We start from the raw sequence: 20,904 nt of genomic DNA on the forward strand, positions 1-20,904 counted from the left end.
TTCAAATCGGACCAGGAAAAGGAAGGCGCCCGCAGATCATGTTCAGCTATGCCCGCAAGTCCATTTCCTTTGGCATGCGCCAGGTTCAGACGGACAGGGAGGCGTGGGCCGATGCCCTGCGCACCGCCGGGCTGGTCTATCTGGGCGCGCTAACGTTCCTGATCGTCTACATGGGCTGATACGCCAAGCGACTGCATCAGCGCTGCAAAGCCGGGAAAGCTCGTCTCGATCGGCCGGGCATCGTCGACCAGGACGGGCGCCGCCGCATTGAGACCAAGAACGGCGAAGCTCATGGCGATACGGTGATCGAGGTGGCTGTCGATTCGGGCGCCGCCCGGGATGGCCCGCCCGCCCGAGCCCGTTATGACGATGCCATCGTCCAGCAGGCGCAGCGGCACACCGCAGGCCGCGAGGCCCTCCGCCATCACGGCCAGACGGTCGGATTCCTTCACGCGCAATTCCGCCAGCCCGCGCATCTCGGTATCGCCATCGGCAAAGGCAGCGGCGACCATCAGAATCGGATATTCATCGATCATCAGCGGTGCCAGGCGAGCGGGAATGTCCGCCGCGGTCAGCGGACCCGCCTCGACCGTGATGTCGCCGACAGGTTCTGCTCCGGCGGCGCCATCCTTTGATACCCCGACGTTCGCGCCGAGCAGCCCGAGCGCCTCCAAAATGCCCGTGCGGGTGGGGTTGAGGCCGACGCCCGTCACCGTCACACGGCTTCCCGCAACGATCAGGCCGGCAACGATAGGGAACGCCGCCGAGGAGATGTCGCCCGGCACCCGAATCGCCTGCCCGGACAAATGCGGCTGGCCCCGCAGGCGGATCGTGCGGCCGCGATCCGTTTCGGTGACCTCGACCTCGGCGCCAAAGCCGCGCAGCATGCGTTCGGAATGATCGCGCGTGACTTCGCCCTCATGTACGATGGTGTCGCCCGGTGTGTTCAGACCGGCGAGCAAAACGGCGGACTTCACCTGCGCCGAGGCGACGGGGAGGGTATATTCGATGGGCATGGGCTGCGCCGCGCCGGTGATGGTCAGCGGCAGCCGGCCGCCGCGCGACGCGAACGTCGCGCCCATATCGCCAAGCGGCGCGGTGACCCGGCCCATGGGGCGCGCCTGCAGGCTGTCGTCGCCGATCAGCGTGGCGGTGATCGGGTGCGCCGCGATCAGACCCATCAGAAGCCGCGCCGACGTGCCGCTATTGCCAAGGTCGAGGGCGCTTTCGGGTTCCAGCAGAGCGCCGCCGACGCCGTCCACCGTCCACGCGGTGTCGCCGCGCGCGATCACCGCGCCCATCTTCGTCATCGCCGCGGCGGTGGCAAGAACGTCCTCCCCCTCCAGCAGGCCCGTGATCGTCGTTCGGCCGCTGGCCACCGCGCCGAGCATGAGCGAACGGTGCGAAATCGACTTGTCACCCGGCACCGATACCGTGCCCGAAAGCGCCCTTTCGGCAGACAGGGAAAGTGGTTTCGGGGGCGCGGTCATTGCGGCAGTCATCGGGGTCCCTTGAAACCTGCGCCGTGCAGGCCCATTCTTGCGGGGCTTTGACAGTGCGTACCGGGCGTGGCAAGCGCGCCCGTCAACTTGGACAGGCCGCGAATCACACCGCTTGGCCCGCCACCACATAATGGAGACGAATTTTGGCAGCCGCAGCTAAGGTGGACCTGGGTACCAAACGTACCTGTCCGGAATGCAATACCCGCTTTTACGATCTGGGCGAGGATTCGCCCGTGACGTGCATCGAATGCGCGCATGTCTGGACTCCCGAGCCGGTTCTGAAATCGAAGCAGCCCCTGCCGTTCGATTCGGCGAAAACCTCCAAGGAAAAAGCCGCGGAGACGGAAAGCCTGGAAGAGGACGATCTCGACATTGACGAGGACGATGAGGGCAGCCCCGATGACGAGAACGATCTGGGCGGCGACGAAGACCTGTCCGAGGTGGCGAAGTCGAAGGGCGACGACGAACAGCCGGAGACGTAAGTCTGTCACCGCCGCGGGTGCCGCCCCGGCGGTGCCCGCCGCTGTCATGGGCGGATGAATGCGCTGACAGGCTTGTCAGCATGCGCGGGCAGCGATATGTGCCCGCGTTCCAGCCGGATGCACCTGTGTCCGGTACTATGATGGGGCCGTAGCTCAGCTGGGAGAGCGCTACACTGGCAGTGTAGAGGTCAGGGGTTCGAGCCCCCTCGGCTCCACCAAACCATGAGAATCTTTTATACCCGCCGTGTCCGGGTTAGACGCGTTTTGCGTAGTCATGGATATGGCCACACTAGCCAAGGACAGGATTGAGCGGGTGAAATTTTCGTCATTTTCACCTCTGGCTCAAGCATTGATCCGGAATGCGGCAGCTGTCTTCTCCGGAAACATGATCGCGGGTGTTTTGGGATTGTTGTCCGTCGTGGCGGCGGCTCGAACGCTGGAACCCGATTTATTTGGTGTTTTGATCTTGATCGTCACCTACGTCACTGTCGTCGATCGCCTTCTGAACTTCCAATCCTGGACGGCCTTGGTACGGTTCGGCACAGCGGCGCGCGAGCGAAACGATGTCGAGGAACTGCGGACGGTCGTAAAACTATGTTTCTTCGCGGATGTTTCAACGGCAGCCGCAGGCGCACTTGTCGCAGTTGGTCTTGCGCCGCTAGTCGCCGGTCAATTCGGATGGTCGGATAGTGATATTGTGCTGGTGCAGATATACGCGCTGGTTATCGTTACCAACATTGTCGGCGTAACCACGGGTTTACTCCAGCTGGAACGAAATTTCGGTCTGCTGGCGAAATTGAATGTCCTGGCTGCAGCCTTGAAGGCCATCGCGAGCATCATAGGTTTCGCGGCCGATTTTGGGTTCTCGTACTTCGTTCTGTCGTGGTTGGTTGCGGATCTGATAAAGAACGGAACGCTCATTTGGGTTGGCATTCGGTTGATACGCCGTCTGAATTTGGCGCAATTTTTACGTTCTTCATCGCGCGACGTGGACGGCGGCCGATGGCGCATGCTTAAATTTTTGTTTGTAACCAATCTGGTGACCAGTCTGAAAATGGCTATTCGCGAATTGGACGTTCTTGTTGTTGGCGCAATCCTGGACCCTCGCGGTGCTGGCATCTACAAAGTCGCTAAGCAGTTTGGGTCGACCCTCAGCCGCCCTATCGATCCAGTAAACGTCGTCATTTATCCTGAATTCGCATCTCTTTCCGCCGCTGGCGCAGACACGCGTTTCTGGCGCCTGTTTTTAAAGATCACCTTAATGACATTCTTGGCTGCAACGTTGATGCTGATCGTTCTCTACGCTGCTGCTGTGCCATTGATTACGTACACGGTTGGGGCAGATTATCTGAGCGCAGTTCCGGTTTTTATCCTGTATGCCGTTGGCGTCCACATCGCGATTTCAACGATTGCTTTTTATCCCGCTCTGACAGCCATGGGATATGAGGAACGCTCACTCGCGGCGATCGCGATAGCCGCCGCCATTTACTTTGCGGCGCTCTATCTGCTAACCGTTCAGTATGGCTTGGTCGGTGCTGGCGCTGCCCACATCGTTTTCTATTTAGTTTGGGGTTTTATGATGTCTCTCTCTCTACGCGCCGCGAAGGTGCGCGGACGTCGATGAGTAATCGTTATTTTTTGCCTAGCGATTACCAAGGCAACGAAGCGAGGCTGACATTCGATACTCAGGAAGCAACATACTGGGATGAGAAGCGCCTCGGAATTTCGCTCCGATATCAGCACCAAGTATATGCGCTGGCATCGAAGCTGATCTTCGAGAACGGGTTTCAAACGGTCTTCGATGTTGGCTGCGGCCCCGCAAGTAAGCTGGCCTGGCTGCATGACAGGCATCCGGAAGTCGAGTTTACCGGCTTCGATCAGCCCAATGCTATCGCTTTTTGCAAGGACCGATACGCTTGGGGAAATTGGGTTGGCGATGATTTTGACTCTCCTGCCGAGGCACACCCGGAGCAAAAAGCCGATCTGGTTATCAGCTCCGACGTCATCGAACATTTGACGGACCCCGACCGTCTTCTGGACTATGTCAAACGACGTCTCAAACCGAATGGCGTGGCACTATTTTCAACTCCCGATCGTGCGCGCCTCTACAATGAAGATTCCAAAAGACCTCGAAACCCATACCACATTCGCGAATGGACAGCGGAAGAATTCAAGTCATATCTTTCAGATTCAGGTTTTAAAATCGTTCGATCTGAGCATCAACTTCCGGTCAGAGTTGCTTGGACGAGAACTTTCCGTGATCAAGTCCTGAGAAGGGCTCTGAAAGGACAATCATTGTTTTATAATTTCGCCTGCGTGACTCAACTCGCTGACGAAGAGAAGTAAAAGCACGTGATTGATCAGTTCTTAAATTTTTTCTCAGTCGATGGACATGACGGGGTATTGGAGCCGGGGCGGCTGCGCTTCGGCGAGCATTCGGTGTCCCTGGAGGCTGGAATCCCTAGATTTACGCCTGGCAGTTCGTATTCCCATGGCAATTTTGAAAGGCTTCGGACGGAACACGCTACGCTCCAGCTAGATTCCAAAAACGGAACCTCCGACAGGCGGAATACCATACTCAAACGCACCGGTTGGCCTGTTGAGTATTTTCGAGGAAAGACCGTTCTTGAATGCGGCTGCGGCGCCGGGCCTGACACGGAAATTCTTCTTTCAATGGGCGCCAAAGTGGTCGCCGTTGACCTTGCAGGAGTGGATGTCGCAGCTGCCAATCTCGGCCAGCGGCCTGAATTATGCCTTGTTCAGGCCAGCATTGCCGACCTTCCTTTTAAAGCGCAGAGCTTCGATATTGTCTTCTGTCATCGTGTGATCATGCACACGCCGGATCCAAAGGGCATTCTCGATCACATTCTGCGGTTTGTGAAACCGGAAGGCGCTGTTTTCGTGCATTCCTACTCTCGCGATCTCTTTCAGATGGCAAGATGGAAGTATGCGATGAGGCCGCTGACCAAACGAATAGACCCCGAACGTTTGTATCGGTTCATCGAGTCTGCCGCCCCTACTATGTTCCGGATTACAGAGGCTCTAAACAAATCCAAAGTTGGCAAGCGGATCTCGTGGCATTTTGTGCCTTTCATGAACTACTCTCAAAAGCCGGAACTTATGCAAATGACTGATGAGACGCTTTTAGAGTATGCGATACACGACACATTTGACGCGCTGAGCCCGCCTTATGATAACCCTCTGTCTGTAGCAGACTTTGAAACTGCAGCGCGCAAACACCTGAAAGCCCCGTGGGAGATCGTAAGGGGGTCAGCGATTACGTACTTACGCAGTCGGTTGGCCCGTTCCTGAAGGAAGAGCGCAATGTGTGGACTGTTTGGTGTGGCGCGGCTGGGCTTAGAACCGCAGCCGATTGGCACTTCAACGGCCGACCGTTGCCGTAACGCGTTGCATACGCTTACTCATCGCGGGCCAGATGCGTGGGGCGAATGGCAGGACAAGCGTGCGTACGTCGGACATCGCCGGTTGAGCATCATCGATACATCCTCTCACGGCGTACAGCCCATGGTACATAAGCGCTCGGGACACGTGCTCGCGTATAATGGCGAAATCTACAATTTTCGCGAATTGCGCGCGCAGCTCGCTTTCGACTATGACTTTGAAAGTACAACGGATTCCGAAGTTTTGTTGCACGGGTTTGATAAGTGGGGGATCCGGGGTTTGCTTGGCCGCATAGAGGGCATGTTCGCCTTCGCGATTTACGACCCTGTTCGCGGAAAGCTGTACTTGGCGCGCGACCGGGTTGGTATCAAACCACTTTATGTGGGCTTCGGCAACTCGGAGATTACCTTTGCGTCGGAGCTAAAGGCGATCGTTGAATATAGCGAGCCTGGTTCTCTGACACATGACCCGAGCGCTCTTTATGACTTTCTTACCTATGGATATGTGCCCACACCTAAGTCCTTGTATAAAAATGTAGAAAAGCTGTCTCCGGCGCACTACCTGGAAATCGACCTCGAAGGCAGCTGCCGACAAGATATTTCCTACTGGTCCCTCGATGATAGTATAGGCAGCCGGAGCACTGGCTCGCTTGCGACTGAGTTGCGTGGCCAGCTTAGAGACTCAGTACGAGAACAGATGATTGCCGACGTACCAATCGGCTTTTTCCTAAGTGGCGGCATCGATTCTAGTGCGGTGACAGCTGCCGCCGCACATCACGGCGCTCGTCAGCAGACGTTTAGCATAGGCTTTGATAGCGTTTCGCATGATGAAACTGCTTTTGCGGAAATGGTCGCCGACCGCTATCAGACCTGCCACCACAGGTATGTTCTCTCTGAAGAGGAGGCGGGCAATATTGTTGAGGATGTCATTCGTAATTACGACGAACCTTTCGCCGATAGTTCGGCCGTACCAACATATTGTGTTTCTAAATTGGCTGCAGAGAACGTTAAAGTTGCTTTAACAGGCGATGGTGGCGACGAAGTATTTGGCGGATATAACTGGTACCGTCGATTTTCTCGAGCTGAATCACGAAAAATGCGGTTCCCTTCATTTTTTCAACCTTTAACCAGAAAGTTGCGCATACGTGCTAGCCATACGCCGGCACCACTATCGGCTCGTATAGCAGAGCGATTAGAGTACGATCACCTCCTTAAAGGCTTTGATCTTTATGCACGCTTGATGGGGGGGCTGATCGCACGGGAGAAAATGGATTATCGTAACTATTGGGAAATTCCGGAAGATTATGACGACTATTGGCAATATCGCGCCTTTTATCGCCAAGACTTACCAGTTCTAACTCGTCTCCAGTATCTCGATTTTCACACTTACTTGCCGGATGATATTTTGACCAAAGTTGACCGGGCTGCGATGATGGTTTCCTTGGAAACCCGCGTTCCGTTACTTTCTACTAATTTGATCGAATTTGGCTTCGGTGTCTCTGAAGCAGACCGCTATCGGGATGGAAGATTAAAGGGCCTCCTTATGGCCTCGCAACGCGATGAGTTGCCTGCCGCCATTTTGAATCGGCGAAAAAAGGGCTTTAGCATCCCCCAGAAAGATTGGGGTGCGAGCCTGTTTTCCTCGGGTAGGACATTTGGCGAAAATACCTTGCATCAGATATATGGACAATTCGTTCCGCCAAAGATGCGTCTTCCATCATGAAGATTGCCTATGCCGCTGTGTCACAAGTGCCATCGCGGGCTGCAAATAGTGTACATGTCATGCGAATGTCCGCCGCTTTTGCACGTGCTGGCCACGACGTAACGCTTTTTTTGCCGTCCGACACAGAGGAAAGTTTGACGGACGTATTTGAATATTATGGAGCAGAGAACATTTTTGGAATACAGCGTGCCGCCTGGCCACCGATCCGTGGGAAGGCATTCTTTTTCGCTTTGGATGTAGCGAGAAAGGCCAAGGCGGCGAGTGTAGACCTACTTTACTCCCGATCAATCGCCGTAAGTGCCTTCGCTATCACTAATGGGATCCCAACGGTATTAGAGATGCACGGACCGATTACAGATAAATCTGTAATAGAACGAATAATGTTTCGTTGGCTGGTGCGTCAGCGAGCGTTCCGGAAGATGGTAGTCATCAGCGGTCCGCTAAAGCGCTGGTTCGAGACTGAGGGCTCATTTCCGAGTGACCGCGTTATCGTGGCCCATGACGGCGCTGATGTCAGTATGGCACCTAAAGCCGCGCGCGGTCCAGTACGAACTGCGGGATATTTTGGTGGTCTCTACGAGGGGCGCGGCATCGACATCATTTTCGAAATGGCCAAAAGAACACCGTCAATTGACTATGTCATTTACGGAGGAACTCCTCAGGATGTCGAGAAGTGGCAGGCGAGAGTCGGCGGCAGAGAGAATTTTCATCTATTAGGGCATGCCGCCCCACGAGACGTGGGCAAGCTGATGCAAAAGTGCGACGTCCTACTCGCGCCCTATCAGGCTCGAGTTGCTGTCCATGGCGGTAGTGGCGATACCGCCAAGTGGATGTCACCATTGAAGCTTTTCGAATACATGTCAGCAGGCAGAGCCATTATCTGTTCCGACTCACCTGTGCTTCACGAAATACTCACACCTGGCGAGACGGCACTGATGCCTGTCGCTGATGACATCAACCAATGGGTCCAGGCGATCTCTGACTTGGACAGACCTGAACTGAGGACAAGACTGCAGGAACAAGCTTATCGCCGCCTTGTTGAGGACTTTAGCTGGGACAAGCGGGCGTTAGCGGTCCTTTCGTGAACCAATCCTTGGACCTTCTGATTAGCAGTCTGCGCCGGGGTGGAGCCGAGCGTATGTGCACCGTATTGGCCAATCAGTTTGCTGACATGGGCTATGCCGTGCGCGTTATTGTAATGGATTCCGAAATCGGACCTATGAGAACGGACCTGTCGTCCAAAGTCACAGTCATGTCTCTCGGCGTTAAGCGAGCGCGATACGCAATTCCCTCGCTATATCGATTTTTATGCCGTGATGCTGCCGACCAGATACTGGTGTTCAATCATCAGATACTCGCGATCCTTATCCCTCTCAGACGACTTTTGCGCAGGAAGCCGAGATTTATATTACGGAATATCAGCACGCTTTCCCAGCAGTTTTCTGCTGAAAAATCGGTCTGGCATGGCGCTGTTGTGCATGCCTTCGCGCGGGGGGCGATTCCAAAGGCCGATCACGTCATTGCGCAGTCGCATGGTATGGCAAGCGATCTGATCAAAAATTACGCTGTAGATCCTGAAAAAATTTCGATAATTCATAATGCCGTCGCGCCGCAAATTTGGCAGCGGCGCGAAGAGTTTCAAGAAAAAGAAGAAGGCTTTCGAATTTCTTTTGTAGGTCGGCTTGAGCCGGTTAAAGATGTATCTTTGCTGCTTGACGCATTTGCAGACGTTAAAGCTAAACTACCAACAGCCTCGCTTTCAATTTACGGGGACGGTTCCGAGCGGTCAGCTTTAGCTAAAAAGGCAAAGGCGCTAGATTTGGAAGATGCAGTGAAATTTTTCGGACAGGTTACAGATGTTGTTGGTTGTTACATCGCTGCAGATGTGACTGCGCTTACATCGATCTATGAAGGCTTTCCGAATTGCCTGATTGAGTCGATTGCGTTCGGGACGCCAATCGTGTCGGTCGATTGTAAATCTGGGCCCGAAGAAATCATAGAAAATGGCCAAAATGGTTATCTAGTGAGATCACGAAGGCCGCGAGACATAGCGGAAGCTCTGCTTAAGGCCGCAGAAAGCGACTGGGATCGAAAATCAATTCGCGTGTCTGCATCTAGGTTTTCGCCAGAACAAGTTGCGAAAGCATATGAAGCTGCAATTTTTTCGTAATCACAAGTTCAAGGACAACGCTGTTATCAGACCTTCCGATCGTCTCTTAAACGGGTCATCGGATTTTATAAAGGAAGTATCTTCTCATAATGGGCTAGATAATTTTTCGCGCAGTCTTTTGCAGAGAAGTGAGTAGCAATTTCTCGTGCTGCCTTTCGTCTCAGGGATGAGACTGGTAGCAATCGCCGAAGTGCAAGAACTGCGTCGTCTACTTCTCCTACCCTGAAAACCTCTCCTGCATCGGTGCGCACCGAGAGTACCTCTAAATGAGCTGCAATATCTGAGATACAGGCTGGTATCCCGATCGAGAGGGCCTCTAGCAGCGCGGTCGGCATCCCTTCTGTAGTGGATGCCGACATGAACACATCGGCCGCAGCTAGATAGGGTCTGATATTCTGTTGTCTACCGCAGAAGACTACCTGATCGCTCGCATGTGCCTCGCATTGACCGCGCTCTTCGCCATCGCCGACCATCAATAGACAAGCATCAGGGCCTAAGCGCGCCGATTGAAACGCCATAATGACTGTTCGTGGATCTTTCAGTTTGGATAGATGACCGGTGGAGACGGCGACGAAGGCATTCTGGCTAAGCCCGAGTGAAGACCTTGCTGCAGCCCGTTCTTCAGGAGAGGCGTGAAAAAAAACATCCATATCCACGCCGTTAGCGACAACCGTCGTATCCGCTAAATGTGAACGCAGCCTCTTTTTCGCAGCGGCCGACACGAGCACCACGGACTTTAGCCGACGTAGGGCGAATAAATGAATGTAACCCAGAAAACGGCCGCGGATTGGTCCGTAGCGGGGTACATAATCCTCAAATAGATTATTATGTAATGTGGCAACTGTTCTCCGGCGATATTTTGTCATGGACATTAAAAAATCTGCGCGAACGCCATGTGTGTGTATCACTTTGGGCTGAAAGAGCCTCACCTGCTCCGCTATGGCAGCATGACCTTCAAATAAAAATGATGACCTAGATAGATCTAAATTCTGGACGTCGACACCGACATCCTTGAAATCCTGCTCTCTCGATTCGCATTTCGAACGCGAAAGCGCGGCTACACGTACATCAGCTCCAATTGAATGCAGGTTTTTAGCGATGTTAAATACCTGATTTACAGGGCCACTTCTTTTGAGTCGTGAAATAATAAATAGGATTTTCACTTTGAAACAATCTTTTTTGCTGTGCTAGAATATAAATTAATTTTGCTATGATTCCAGCATGCATAGACGATAAAGAAAACGATAAAAGGGTAGCGGAGTGGTATAGAGACCACCATTGCTCCTAAAATGTAAAGTGATATAAAACCCAATTGAATAGATCCTTCATTCCGTTTTTTAAGGAACGATGATGTACCGATCATTATAAGGCCTAGCGGCAGTATTATCGATGCTAGTAAAAATGGCATTCTACCTTGTGCGTAATATGTCAGGTATCCAGAATCTATAAGGCCAATTTTCTCACCTGGAGAAGACAGTGTACCCAACGGATAGGCATCTAATTTCTCGATAACCCTAGGCCAGAATTCGTAAAACCGTAGAGAGAACGAGCTATCGCTCAAAACTCCACTGGCGCCCAACTCGAAAAAGACCTCATAACGATGAAATAGTAGGTCGATGCCTACATACTCGTCGATGAGAAAAAGAAACGGAATCATAAAAACCAGAAAAGCTACAACTGAAATAAATTTCTTTCGCAGATCCAATCGAAGCCAAAGAAAGGTCAATATCAGCAACGTCCCAACCATTGATGCTCGAGATAATGTCATCACAGAAAGTATAGCAGAAATGAGTCCTAAATATAAGTCAGTTGTTGTGTTCCTAGAAATGAATCTCGCAAAGAAGTAACTTTGACATATCATAGCAAATGCTGCAAGGCCACTTGTGTTCCCGAAGAAGCCAGCAGCACGGATATAGTCGATAATTCGAAAATGGCTGTCTACAGCGAAGCGCTCTAGGTGAGATGTAAAAATGAGCGTGGCCGGAGCAATGCCAATAGCATACAGCATCTGCACAAACCCGTAGAATAAATTGGCTAGCAATGCGAAAGTAAATAATTTCCAAACACTGCTGTCATATAGTGAAAAATCCCTGTTGGACGTGCTCCATATAAGCACAAGGGCAGGGCCCCAAAGCAAGATCATTCGCAGACTGTTCCCGAGGCCTGACAAACCGGCACCTAATCCGGGTATCGATAGCATGGGATAAATTATTTCGCAAACAGCGAGAGGAAGAACCAACAACTCAAATACTGGATAACGATAAATTGATCCCCGTTTCATTATAATTACAATGCCAACAAAAAACGACAGAACAGCAAAAAAATCTGAAATCCGCAAATAGTTATCACCAGATACAGCAAACCCATAAGGGTAGAAGAATAAAATAGAAAATAGATAAGCAATTAGAATGTGTCTTAGGCTACTTCTAAGTTTGTAATTTGTTAACATCAAGCGAGCAGTCAGCCTATGAAGGCTGTTCGTTAGACCGCTTCGATGATAAGGCGATCACTATAAAAAAGCCCAGCACAATGGAGAAGAATATGCTCATTACAATCAGCAGCAAAGGTCTCGGGCTTGCCGGGTCGTTCGCAGTCACCGGTGGCTGTTGAAGCTGAGCCGAGAAGGGTAAATCAATGCTGCTCATCATGATAAGCCTCTGTTTTTGAGCAAGCAGATCTGACAATGCCAGCCGGTGTTCTGATACAGAACTTCCCGCTAACAGGCCTTCAATAAACCTGGCTTCCTGCGTAGCGCGTTGGCGCACATTTTCACGCACGGCGCTGTCTGCATTTTCATATACTGACTGCAAAAACGCGGCAGCAAATTCAGGGTCCGAGTTGCTATATGAGATTGTCTTGAAAGGGGTTGGCGGATCATCAACGGTCAGATCGGTTTTGAGATACTTCTGGAGATCGACGAGATTTGGCGATGAAGTTGGCGGGCGGTTCAGCAACGCCCGAATCCAGCGGACAGGCGCGGAGCGAACGGAATCTGGGTCGCGCCAGCGTTGCGCGTCGGCGTCCCAGAGAGCCGGATAGAGTTCGGGCAGAAGTTGTTGGTCGCGTCCCAGTCGTTCGGCAAGCTCATAGGATTGCAGCGTTTCCATAAACAACGAAAAGTGCGTTAGGTTGTTCTGCCCACCAATGTCCAAACCAATTGAAGAAGCGAGATCGGTGTAGCGTGCCAAGCCACCGCCAGCACCATTATCATCGCTGAAAATTGGACTTACGACCATCGAAGCGCGATAAGTGGGGGTGGCGGAATGTAAGTAAATGATCGTTGCAACAAGCGAGACTGTCATGATTGACAAGGGTATGTACCACCACCTTCTAAGGGCAGCGATCACGGTATCCCAGGTAAGTACCTCAGGCTCTGCCGCGGTAACCGATGTTTCAAACATTCTGCTGTCTTTTTCCTAGGATGTCTCTGGCTTCTAAAGCAAGCTGTGTCTTGTCACCAAGAGTCGTTTGTGGACGCCGAAAAGATGATCTGTAGACCAGCCTGCGAACCCAAACAGGGGCAGAACGAACTACCAGGCGGACCAGAGGATAAATGATGGTCCAGCTATACCCTCGTGTGTCTAGAATTCCATTTAGATATATCCCGAATTCATGCCACCCCTTTTTCAGACTGCGTCTACCGAGGAATGCACGGCTCACATCCATTATCACGAGAGGGGCCGGCAGGTTTGCAAAGCGGGCCCCATTTTGGAGGCAGGCAAACCACATAGCCAGATCTTGGGTCGCCATCATTTCAGGATAGCCGCCACCAGAGGTTAGCACCTTTCTGCGAAACACTACCGTAGGATGCGCGAACGGACAGAGGCGCACCATTTTTTTCACAATATCTGAATGTGTAAGTGGATAGTGGCAAAGCCGTAATGCTCCGCTATCGACATCGTGTTCAATGATCGCACCTCCCAGAATGTCGACATCAGGGCGACCGTCAAGGAAATCAATCTGCAATGAAAAGCGATTTGCTAGGCATAAGTCGTCGCTGTCCATTCGAAAAACGTAATTCTCGTTTCCAAGCATACCAATTAGCCGGTTTAACGACTTCGCAAGTCCAATGTTTCGAGCACTGCGGGAGACCACATAAAAATGATCTTCATTTTCAAAAATCCACTGAGATACTGCCTCATTCAATGGCCCGTCTATCGCCAAATATATGCGGATATCGCGTTCGACTCCTTCTTGCTCGACAACGGACCGTACGGCGGCAGCAAAAGCGTTTTTGGTATCGTTTCGATAAACGGACATAAGGACCGCTACTGCGGTGGAAGCGTGCATAACCAGCCTGTGTACGTGGATTGTGTCGGGTGTCTCTAAGGCAGACGGCGCGTGATTGCGAGTGATCAACTTCTCTTGACCGGTTCGGAAAGGCTATCGGACGGTAAGCCTCGAGCTACCCCTTATCCGCTTCTGCAGAGGGTATGCTACCCTGTATGGATGGATTTTGGGCTAAAACCGGCTACGCCAACTTAGCTCTGCATTAATGGCCGACGGGGCACTTCCGGGTGTATCCGGCTGGTCATCTCGCCAACGCAGTTCCCCGGAGATATCGCCGAAATATGTCGGGATAAGAGCTCCCACGGTGAGAAATGTAATCTTCTCACGAAATCGTGTGCGATAACTGGGCTCATTCACAGAGGTTTTGTTAAGATCAAGCATTCGGAAAGCTGCATAATATCGATGATTGGTACTATCGGTGTAGGAACCGCCCACTGTCAGTAGATCGCTATCGCCGCCAATGCTGGCGCCGATTGTGTGGCCACGGTATGTGTACCCGTCCGTAAATATAATGTTGGTATAAGCACGGCCCCGAAGTGGCCGCCCGCTGAGAAAATCGTTGGCGTCGAAATAAGCGCGTAACAGCGTATCCGTATATTCGACATTCACCTGCCAATTGGCTCCGGCATCGCCAATTGCTCCACTCGCAGTTGCACCGAAAAGGCGGACGAAGCGATCCAGCAGGAATATTCCAGCTTCGTCTTCCGCTTCCCACTCGGTGTAAACTTTTATACCGGTGCCGCCCGCAAGGAAAGTGTAGCTGGCGTCGAAGCCGCCAAGCTGGTTGCCAGGCTCGTCATCGCTTATTCCGGCCGTGTTCTCTGCGCCGCCGAATGGAAAGAGCGCGCGGCCGATGATTTTGGCGTCGCACCGCCGTCCCTCACCGCAAAGCTGGAGCCCGCGATTTACGCCGATTTCGAGGCCGCGGACGGGTTCGAAGGCGGCGCGAAAACCCATCACGACCGGATTGTCGAAGTCCTGGCGTTCTTCCGCCAGCACCCCCACGAATGCGTCAAATTTAAAGGGTCCGAGGAGGCGCAGGACGGGGAAATCAATCGGGTCTGCCGACAATTTGGTAATCCCAATCTGCGGGATCGGACGGGCATTGTTTGAAAAAAGCAGCGCGCTGTCCTGGCCTGGGCCCCACCAGCGTTCGACATAGCCGCCGTAGAGCGCCCATTCGCCGAGCGCGAGGGCGGCGTAGCTTTCCTCGGCGTGAAAATCGCTGCCGTCCTGGCCTTCGCGGTAGCCGCCGCCGACGGCGACGGTAAGGCGGCCCATGTCAAATTCGACTTTGCCCGAGACGTCGACATTCTCCCGCGCGCTGTCTTCGAAATCACGGGTGAGCGAGGGGTCGGTCGTCAGGCGCACCTCTGCTTCCACCCGGCGCGATTGCAGGGCGCGTTCGCTCAGCGCCTCAAGGCGGGCAATCGCGGCTTCGATGTGCGGCGGGCGGGTATCCTGCCGCGCGATGCGGAGGCCGACGTCCACCTGCCGCCAGGACAGCGGCCAGGCGTTGACCGGCCCGGGCATCAGGCCGGCGCTTTTCAGAAGCTCAACATCATTGCGCGCCTGGCGGTCGCCGGCATCAAGCCATGGTCCGGCCGTCGCGGGCGCGGCCAGCGACAGGCAAAGCAGTGCGCAAAAAGCGGCGATCAGACGATTCGTCATGTTATTCCGGCCCTGTAGGAAAGCGGCGATACCTAAATGTATCAGGCCGGATTGGCCAGAAGGATGTGCCTATCCGCGCGTCTGCCCGGTACCGCATATCGTGGTTTTGTAGGTCGTCAGCCCTTCCAGCGCGACGGGGCCCCGGGCGTGCAGGCGGCCGGTGGCGATGCCGATCTCTGCGCCGAAGCCGAACTCACCGCCATCGGCGAATTGGGTGGAGGCGTTGTGCATGACGATGGCGCTGTCGACTTCCGCCAGGAAACGCTGTGCCGCCGCCCCGTCCTCGGTGATGATGGCATCGGTGTGATGGCTGCCGTGCCGGGCGATGTGCGCAATGGCATCGTCAAGGCCATCGACGAGTCTGGCCGAAACGATGGGCTCCAGATATTCGGTATCCCAATCCTCTGGCCGGGCGGGCTTCACACGCCGGTCCATGCCGTTGATGGCGACATCGCCGCGAACTTCGCAGCCCTCTTCGAGAAGCGCCAGAATGATGGCGGGCGCGATATCAACGGCGGCGCGGTCAATCAGCAGGGTCTCCGTCGCGCCGCAAATGCCCGTGCGGCGCATCTTGGCATCGAGGACGATGCGCTTTGCCATGTCGAGGTCCGCGGCCCTGTGGACATAGGTGTGACAAATGCCGTCGAGATGCGCCAGGACGGGCACGCGGGCCTCCTCCTGCACGCGCGCGACCAGCGTCTTGCCGCCGCGCGGGATGATGATGTCGATAAGGCCGACGGCACGCAGCATGGCGCCGACGGCGGCGCGGTCCTGTGTGGGGACCAGCTGCATCGCGTCGGCAGGCAGGCCGGCGTCGTCGAGGCCGCGCAGGATCGCGGCGTGGATCGCCCTGTTGGAATTCACCGCTTCGCTGCCACCGCGCAGGATGGCCGCATTGCCGGCCATCAGACACAGCAGCGCCGCGTCCGCGGTGACATTGGGGCGACTTTCATAGATGATGCCAACCACGCCCAGGGGCACGCGCACGCGTTCGAAGGAGAGACCGTTTGGCTGGTTCCAGCTTTTGATGATTTCGCCCACAGGGTCGTCCAGATCGGCAATGGCATCGGCGGCATCGGCGATGGCCATGATGCGTGCGGGGTCGAGGCGCAGGCGGTCGATCATGGCATCGGAGAGCGCGCTGGCATCCGCAATGTCCTGCTTGTTGGCGGCATAGATCGCGTCCACCTCGTCGCGGATGGCGGCAGCGGCGGCACGGACGGCACCCGCTTTCCCAGCGCTATCTGCAAGGGCAAGGGATTTGGCGGCGCGGCGGGCCTTCATGCCCAGGTCGGCAATCAACGCCGCGCATGTTTCGTCTTTCATAACAGGACCATATCGTTTCGGTGCACCACGGCGGCGCGGGGGGTGTAGCCGAGCAGGACGGCCTGCTCGTTCGTTCTGCGTCCGGCGATCCTGCGCATATCATCCGCGTCATAGCTGGCAAGGCCGCGCGCGACTTTCGCGCCATTCTCGCCCACCACCTCAATGGCATCGCCGCGGACAAAATCGCCCTCAATGCGTGTGATACCGGCGGCGAGCAGGCTGCGGCCCGATGACAGCGCGTCGCGCGCACCGGCGTCGATGGTGACACTGCCGCGCATGTCGAGATGACCAAGCAGCCACGCCTTGCGGGCGGCGGGCGCATCGGCTGGCGCGAACAGTGTACCGGTGCCGCTATCCAGATATTGTTTCAGCGGGTTCGGGCCGCGCCCATCGGCGATGGCGAGCGCGATGCCGCTCGCCGCGGCGATCCGCCCGGCCTCGACCTTCGCGGCCATGCCGCCAGAGCCCGGGCCGGTCGAAGGACCGAGGACGGCGGTGATGTCTGCGCCCTGCTCGACACTGCCAATGCGGCGTGCGCCCGCCTGCGCCGGATCCCCGTCATACAGCCCGGCGACATTGGAAAGGAGGACGACAAGTTCCGCCCCCGCCGCCTGCGCGATACGGGCCGCCAGACGGTCATTGTCGCCAAAGCGGATTTCTTCCGTGGCGACGGAATCATTCTCGTTGATGATCGGCACCGCGCCCAGCGCCAGCAGGCGCGACAGGGTGGCGCTGGCGTTCAGATAACGCCGCCTGTCGGCCAGGTCGCCGAGCGTGACGAGCATCTGCGCCGCCGCGAGGCCCTTGGCGGACAGCAGATCCGCGTAGAGACCGGACAGCACGATCTGGCCTGCCGCCGCGGCGGCCTGCGCGTCGTCAAGGCTCGCGCGGCCGCCATCGGCGAGGCCAAGACGCCGCGCGCCAAGGGCAATGGCGCCCGAGGAGACGATAATGATATGCGTGCCGCCAGCGCGAAGTGCGGCGACGTCGTCGATCAGGGACGCCAGCCAGGTGCTGCGGACGTCGCCGCGATCATCAATAAGCAATGCCGACCCGAGTTTGACCACCAGGGAATCGGGAATGTTATCCGGCATGCGCTTTTCGCCTCCCTGAAGGAAGAGAGAAAAACCGCGCCTGCGCGCGCTTCAGGGAGTCCATGCTTCTGGCTCCTCGCTGACCCCCAGTTCCTCGTCGCGCGCGCCCAGCGCCATCTCCCACAGGGCGTCCATCAATATGTCCATGCCATGTCCCGAGACGGCGGAGACATCGAATACGGCCTGCCCGCAAACGGCCTCAAGCTCCGCGCGCTGCGCTGCGATCAGTTCGGCATCCAGCGTATCGCATTTTGTCAGGGCGACGATTTCCGGCTTTTCATCGAGGCCGTCGCCATAAGCGGCAAGTTCCGTGCGAACGGTGCGATAGGCCGCCGCCGGGTCATTCTCCGCCGCGTCGACAAGGTGCAGCAGCACGCGGCAGCGTTCGATATGGCCAAGAAAGCGGTCGCCAACACCAACGCCTTCGGCCGCCCCCTCAATCAGGCCGGGAATGTCCGCCAGCACGAAACTGCGGTCGTGACGTTCGACCACGCCAAGCTGCGGCTTCGTTGTCGTGAAGGCATAGGCGCCGATCTTCGCATCGGCATTCGTGACGGCGGACATGAAGGTGGACTTACCGGCATTGGGCAGGCCGACAAGGCCCGCATCCGCCAGCAGTTTGAGGCGCAGCCAGACCCACATTTCCTCTGGCGGTTCACCGGGCTGCGACTGGCGCGGGGCGCGGTTGGTCGATGTCTTGTAGCTGGCATTGCCGCGCCCGCCCATGCCGCCGCGCAGGATGGTGATTTCCTGCCCGACCTCGGTCATGTCGGCGAGCAGGGTTTCGCGCTCATCGTCCCAGACCTGCGTACCGACGGGCACGCTGATCTTCAGATCGGGTGCGCCTGCGCCGGTGCGATTGGAACCAGCGCCGCCTTTGCCGCGCGGAGCCCGCCAGTGCTGGCGGTAGCGAAAGTCGATCAGGGTGTTGAGGCCCGCGACAGCACGGAAGATGACGTCGCCGCCATCGCCGCCATTGCCGCCATCCGGGCCGCCATATTGAATATATTTTTCACGGCGAAACGAGACCGCGCCCGGGCCGCCCGCGCCGGACTTCAGATAGATTTTCGCCTGATCGAGAAATTGCATGCTGAAAGGCCTTAACGGGCGTCAGGGACGCTGGCTATCGATAGGAGGCCGCTCCAGGCGTTTTGCCAATCTGATGCTCTCTTCTGCGAAACCGATTCGGTCGTAGAACCTGCGTGCGCGGTCGTTGCTTGCGAAGACGTCGAGCGCGATCCGTCGATATCCCTGATCCACCGCCCAGGCCTCCGCGCTCTCCATGAGGGTGCGGGCAATATCTCGGCCTTCCGCCGCTGGCGTGATGGCGAGCAGCGCGACATAGGCACAGGGGTCTCCGGTCACATCGTCGGACCCTTGCCCGACATGGACATAGCCGAGGCGGTGCCCCTTGCTTGAGATGGCGATGAGCGTTGCGCCGGGAGTCCGCGTATCGTCCAGAACACCCTTCGTGAACCGTTCCTGAAATGCGATAACGTCCGCCTGCGAATGTGCAGGCGCGCGTATGACCGAATGCAATCGCGGGTTGAGTATTTCGATAAAATCACGGTCTTCCGCGCCTTGTGCGGGGCGGATGTGCATGAGATCCTCATCTGCTGACGGCATGGTAGATGTCCTCTGTCAGACATGATTTAAAGACGCGCGCCGCCACCCGTTCAGGCAGCGGCGCGCAGATAATCGCCGGACCAGTCGGTGCGGCTGAGTTCATATTCGATGCACTCGACATCGCAGCCGCGGCCGACACTGGCGTACATGGTCATCTCGCCGGTAGGGCGGAAGCCGAGCTTTCGCAGCACCTTCCCGCTGTTGGGATTGTCGACATAATGTCCGGCGCACATCCGTTCGTGGCCCCGGGCCATGAAGGCATGTTCAAGGACTGCCCGGCCTGCCTCGGCGGCGATGCCCTGACCCCAATAATCGGGCGCGATCCAGTAGCCGAGTTCGGTTTCCCGGGCCCGGACCGGGCTCTTGCCGAAGCCGATCCCGCCGACATGTTCGGGGCCGGTTTCGGTGCGCAGGAATATGCCGAGGCTGACCTTTGCGGGCCAGCCGCTCCCATCCTCCGCGATCTTCTGTTCCGCATCGGCGCGGGTATAGGGCCAGGGTGCCGTGCCCAGGTTCCGGACGACGGCCTTCACCCCCATCCGCGCGGTCAGGCTATCGGCATCTTCCGGCCATAACGGCCGCAGGAACAGTCTGTCAGTGACCATGAACATGTCCGGGGTTCCAATCCCGGGAGAAACGAAAAAGGGAGGCGGTGACCCGTCTCCCTTTTCACGGGTCTCTCGACCCTGGGTCACCTCTCCGGCGACCTATTTGCGGATCACCACGCTTATTCGGCTGCCTCTGCCATTGGCAGGACCGAAATATATTTTCGGGCTCGGGCGCCGTCGTGGAATTTCACTTCGCCCTCGACAAGCGCGAACAGCGTGTGGTCCTTGCCCATGCCGACATTCTGGCCCGGGTAGAACTTCGTCCCGCGCTGACGCACAAGGATATTGCCGCCCAGCACATGCTGACCGCCAAAACGCTTCACACCAAGGCGCTGACCCGGACTGTCGCGTCCATTACGGGAGGAGCCGCCTGCTTTTTTATGTGCCATCGTTCAGGTCCTCTCTTACTTCTTATCGCTCTTGGGAGCGGCTTTTTTCGGGGCGGCCTTCTTGGCCGGCGCTTTTTTCGCAGCGGGCTTGGCGTCGTCGGCCGTCTTTGTCGGCGCCGCCTTCTTTGCCGCGGGCTTCTTGTCAGCGGCGGCGGCCTTCGGGGTCGCCTTCTTGGCGGGTGCAGCCTTCTTGGGAGCGGCCTTGGCCTCTTCCTTCGCAGGCGCTTCCTCGGCCGTCTTCGCGGAAGCCGCAGCCTTCTTGGCCGGTGCCTTGCCGCCCAGCGCGGTAATCTGCAGCACCGTCAGACGCTGGCGATGGCCCTGCGTGCGGCGATAGCCCTGGCGGCGCTTCTTTTTGAAGACCTTGATCTTCTTCGCCTTGGCCTGCTCGATGATTTCGGCATGCACGACTTCCTTTGAGGCGTCCTTCACCTTGTCGCCATCGGCCATCATCAGGACGTCGTCGAGTGCGACCTTGTCGCCCACTTCGCCGTCAATCTTGTCGACGGTGATTTTCTGGTCGGCGGCAACGCGGTACTGCTTGCCGCCCGTGCGAACGATCGCGAACATCGGGTCTTCCAAACGAATATATATCAAACGCAAAAGTGCAGCGCCTAGGCGA

The 20,904-nt window shown here is 56.1% G+C and carries 21 protein-coding genes and 1 tRNA gene; 9 read left to right on the plus strand and 13 right to left on the minus strand.

Annotated elements, in window-relative coordinates:
• Positions 1-38 precede the first annotated feature (38 nt).
• On the plus strand, positions 39-179 hold the full coding sequence (locus KCG44_RS12305) for a hypothetical protein (protein WP_218446409.1): 141 nt from the start codon (positions 39-41) through the stop codon (positions 177-179).
• Here the strand turns inward: KCG44_RS12305 and aroA are convergent.
• Complete coding sequence (gene aroA, locus KCG44_RS12310) at positions 150-1,502, minus strand: 3-phosphoshikimate 1-carboxyvinyltransferase (RefSeq protein WP_255536556.1); 1,353 nt, start codon at positions 1,500-1,502, stop codon at positions 150-152. The genes KCG44_RS12305 and aroA overlap by 30 nt on opposite strands.
• 143 nt (positions 1,503-1,645) lie before the next feature.
• Here aroA and KCG44_RS12315 point away from each other — a divergent pair, with 143 nt between their 5' ends.
• From KCG44_RS12315 to KCG44_RS12350, 8 genes are all read left to right on the plus strand, one after another.
• Positions 1,646-1,984 (plus strand): TIGR02300 family protein, encoded by a 339-nt coding sequence (locus tag KCG44_RS12315; protein ID WP_218446410.1) that lies wholly within the window; start codon positions 1,646-1,648, stop codon positions 1,982-1,984.
• Positions 1,985-2,126: 142 nt separating this feature from the next.
• Positions 2,127-2,202: transfer RNA gene (locus KCG44_RS12320), tRNA-Ala, on the plus strand.
• A gap of 62 nt (positions 2,203-2,264) precedes the next feature.
• Complete coding sequence (locus tag KCG44_RS12325; protein WP_218446411.1) at positions 2,265-3,608, plus strand: lipopolysaccharide biosynthesis protein; 1,344 nt, start codon at positions 2,265-2,267, stop codon at positions 3,606-3,608.
• A complete protein-coding gene (locus KCG44_RS12330; RefSeq protein WP_218446412.1) occupies positions 3,605-4,330 on the plus strand; it encodes a class I SAM-dependent methyltransferase in 726 nt (241 codons plus the stop codon). The genes KCG44_RS12325 and KCG44_RS12330 overlap by 4 nt, the downstream gene beginning before the upstream one ends.
• Before the next feature lie 6 nt (positions 4,331-4,336).
• A complete protein-coding gene (locus KCG44_RS12335) occupies positions 4,337-5,296 on the plus strand; it encodes a class I SAM-dependent methyltransferase (protein WP_218446413.1) in 960 nt (319 codons plus the stop codon).
• A gap of 12 nt (positions 5,297-5,308) precedes the next feature.
• On the plus strand, positions 5,309-7,108 hold the full coding sequence (gene asnB, locus KCG44_RS12340; protein WP_218446414.1) for an asparagine synthase (glutamine-hydrolyzing): 1,800 nt from the start codon (positions 5,309-5,311) through the stop codon (positions 7,106-7,108).
• Positions 7,105-8,193, plus strand: a complete 1,089-nt coding sequence (locus KCG44_RS12345; protein ID WP_218446415.1) for a glycosyltransferase family 4 protein — start codon at positions 7,105-7,107, stop codon at positions 8,191-8,193. The genes asnB and KCG44_RS12345 overlap by 4 nt, the downstream gene beginning before the upstream one ends.
• Complete coding sequence (locus KCG44_RS12350) at positions 8,190-9,278, plus strand: glycosyltransferase (RefSeq protein ID WP_369411985.1); 1,089 nt, start codon at positions 8,190-8,192, stop codon at positions 9,276-9,278. Before KCG44_RS12345 ends, KCG44_RS12350 begins: the two co-directional genes overlap by 4 nt.
• Before the next feature lie 65 nt (positions 9,279-9,343).
• On the opposite strand, the gene KCG44_RS14600 is transcribed toward KCG44_RS12350, so the two are convergent.
• From KCG44_RS14600 to rplU, 12 genes are all read right to left on the minus strand, one after another.
• Positions 9,344-10,441 (minus strand): glycosyltransferase family 4 protein, encoded by a 1,098-nt coding sequence (locus KCG44_RS14600; RefSeq protein WP_218446417.1) that lies wholly within the window; start codon positions 10,439-10,441, stop codon positions 9,344-9,346.
• Positions 10,438-11,727 (minus strand): hypothetical protein, encoded by a 1,290-nt coding sequence (locus KCG44_RS12360; protein WP_218446418.1) that lies wholly within the window; start codon positions 11,725-11,727, stop codon positions 10,438-10,440. The genes KCG44_RS14600 and KCG44_RS12360 overlap by 4 nt, the downstream gene beginning before the upstream one ends.
• A 16-nt stretch (positions 11,728-11,743) precedes the next feature.
• A complete protein-coding gene (locus KCG44_RS12365) occupies positions 11,744-12,679 on the minus strand; it encodes a GumC domain-containing protein (protein ID WP_218446419.1) in 936 nt (311 codons plus the stop codon).
• Entirely contained in the window at positions 12,672-13,538 is an 867-nt protein-coding gene (locus KCG44_RS12370; RefSeq protein ID WP_218446420.1) for a glycosyltransferase, read from the minus strand. The genes KCG44_RS12365 and KCG44_RS12370 overlap by 8 nt, the downstream gene beginning before the upstream one ends.
• 201 nt (positions 13,539-13,739) lie before the next feature.
• Positions 13,740-15,239: a capsule assembly Wzi family protein gene (locus KCG44_RS12375; RefSeq protein WP_218446421.1), complete on the minus strand. Its 1,500-nt coding sequence runs from the start codon at positions 15,237-15,239 to the stop codon at positions 13,740-13,742.
• A gap of 69 nt (positions 15,240-15,308) precedes the next feature.
• A complete protein-coding gene (locus tag KCG44_RS12380) occupies positions 15,309-16,565 on the minus strand; it encodes a glutamate-5-semialdehyde dehydrogenase (RefSeq protein ID WP_218446422.1) in 1,257 nt (418 codons plus the stop codon).
• A complete protein-coding gene (gene proB / locus KCG44_RS12385; RefSeq protein ID WP_218446423.1) occupies positions 16,562-17,659 on the minus strand; it encodes a glutamate 5-kinase in 1,098 nt (365 codons plus the stop codon). Before proB ends, KCG44_RS12380 begins: the two co-directional genes overlap by 4 nt.
• Before the next feature lie 51 nt (positions 17,660-17,710).
• Positions 17,711-18,748: a GTPase ObgE gene (gene obgE, locus KCG44_RS12390; RefSeq protein WP_218446424.1), complete on the minus strand. Its 1,038-nt coding sequence runs from the start codon at positions 18,746-18,748 to the stop codon at positions 17,711-17,713.
• A 21-nt stretch (positions 18,749-18,769) separates the two neighbouring features.
• Complete coding sequence (locus KCG44_RS12395; protein WP_218446425.1) at positions 18,770-19,285, minus strand: GNAT family N-acetyltransferase; 516 nt, start codon at positions 19,283-19,285, stop codon at positions 18,770-18,772.
• 50 nt (positions 19,286-19,335) lie between these two features.
• Complete coding sequence (locus KCG44_RS12400; RefSeq protein WP_218446426.1) at positions 19,336-19,896, minus strand: GNAT family N-acetyltransferase; 561 nt, start codon at positions 19,894-19,896, stop codon at positions 19,336-19,338.
• Positions 19,897-20,012: 116 nt separating this feature from the next.
• Positions 20,013-20,282 carry a 50S ribosomal protein L27 gene (gene rpmA, locus KCG44_RS12405; protein WP_218446427.1) on the minus strand — a complete coding sequence of 90 codons (270 nt, stop codon included), beginning with the start codon at positions 20,280-20,282 and terminating at the stop codon, positions 20,013-20,015.
• A 15-nt stretch (positions 20,283-20,297) separates the two neighbouring features.
• The gene (rplU, locus tag KCG44_RS12410; RefSeq protein ID WP_218446428.1) at positions 20,298-20,852 is read right to left on the minus strand and encodes a 50S ribosomal protein L21; all 555 of its coding nucleotides are present in this window, start codon (positions 20,850-20,852) and stop codon (positions 20,298-20,300) included.
• Positions 20,853-20,904: the final 52 nt, after the last annotated feature.

Origin of the sequence: Pacificimonas pallii, from assembly GCF_019204005.1 — a bacterium.
GTDB classification, from domain to species: domain Bacteria; phylum Pseudomonadota; class Alphaproteobacteria; order Sphingomonadales; family Sphingomonadaceae; genus Pacificimonas; species Pacificimonas pallii.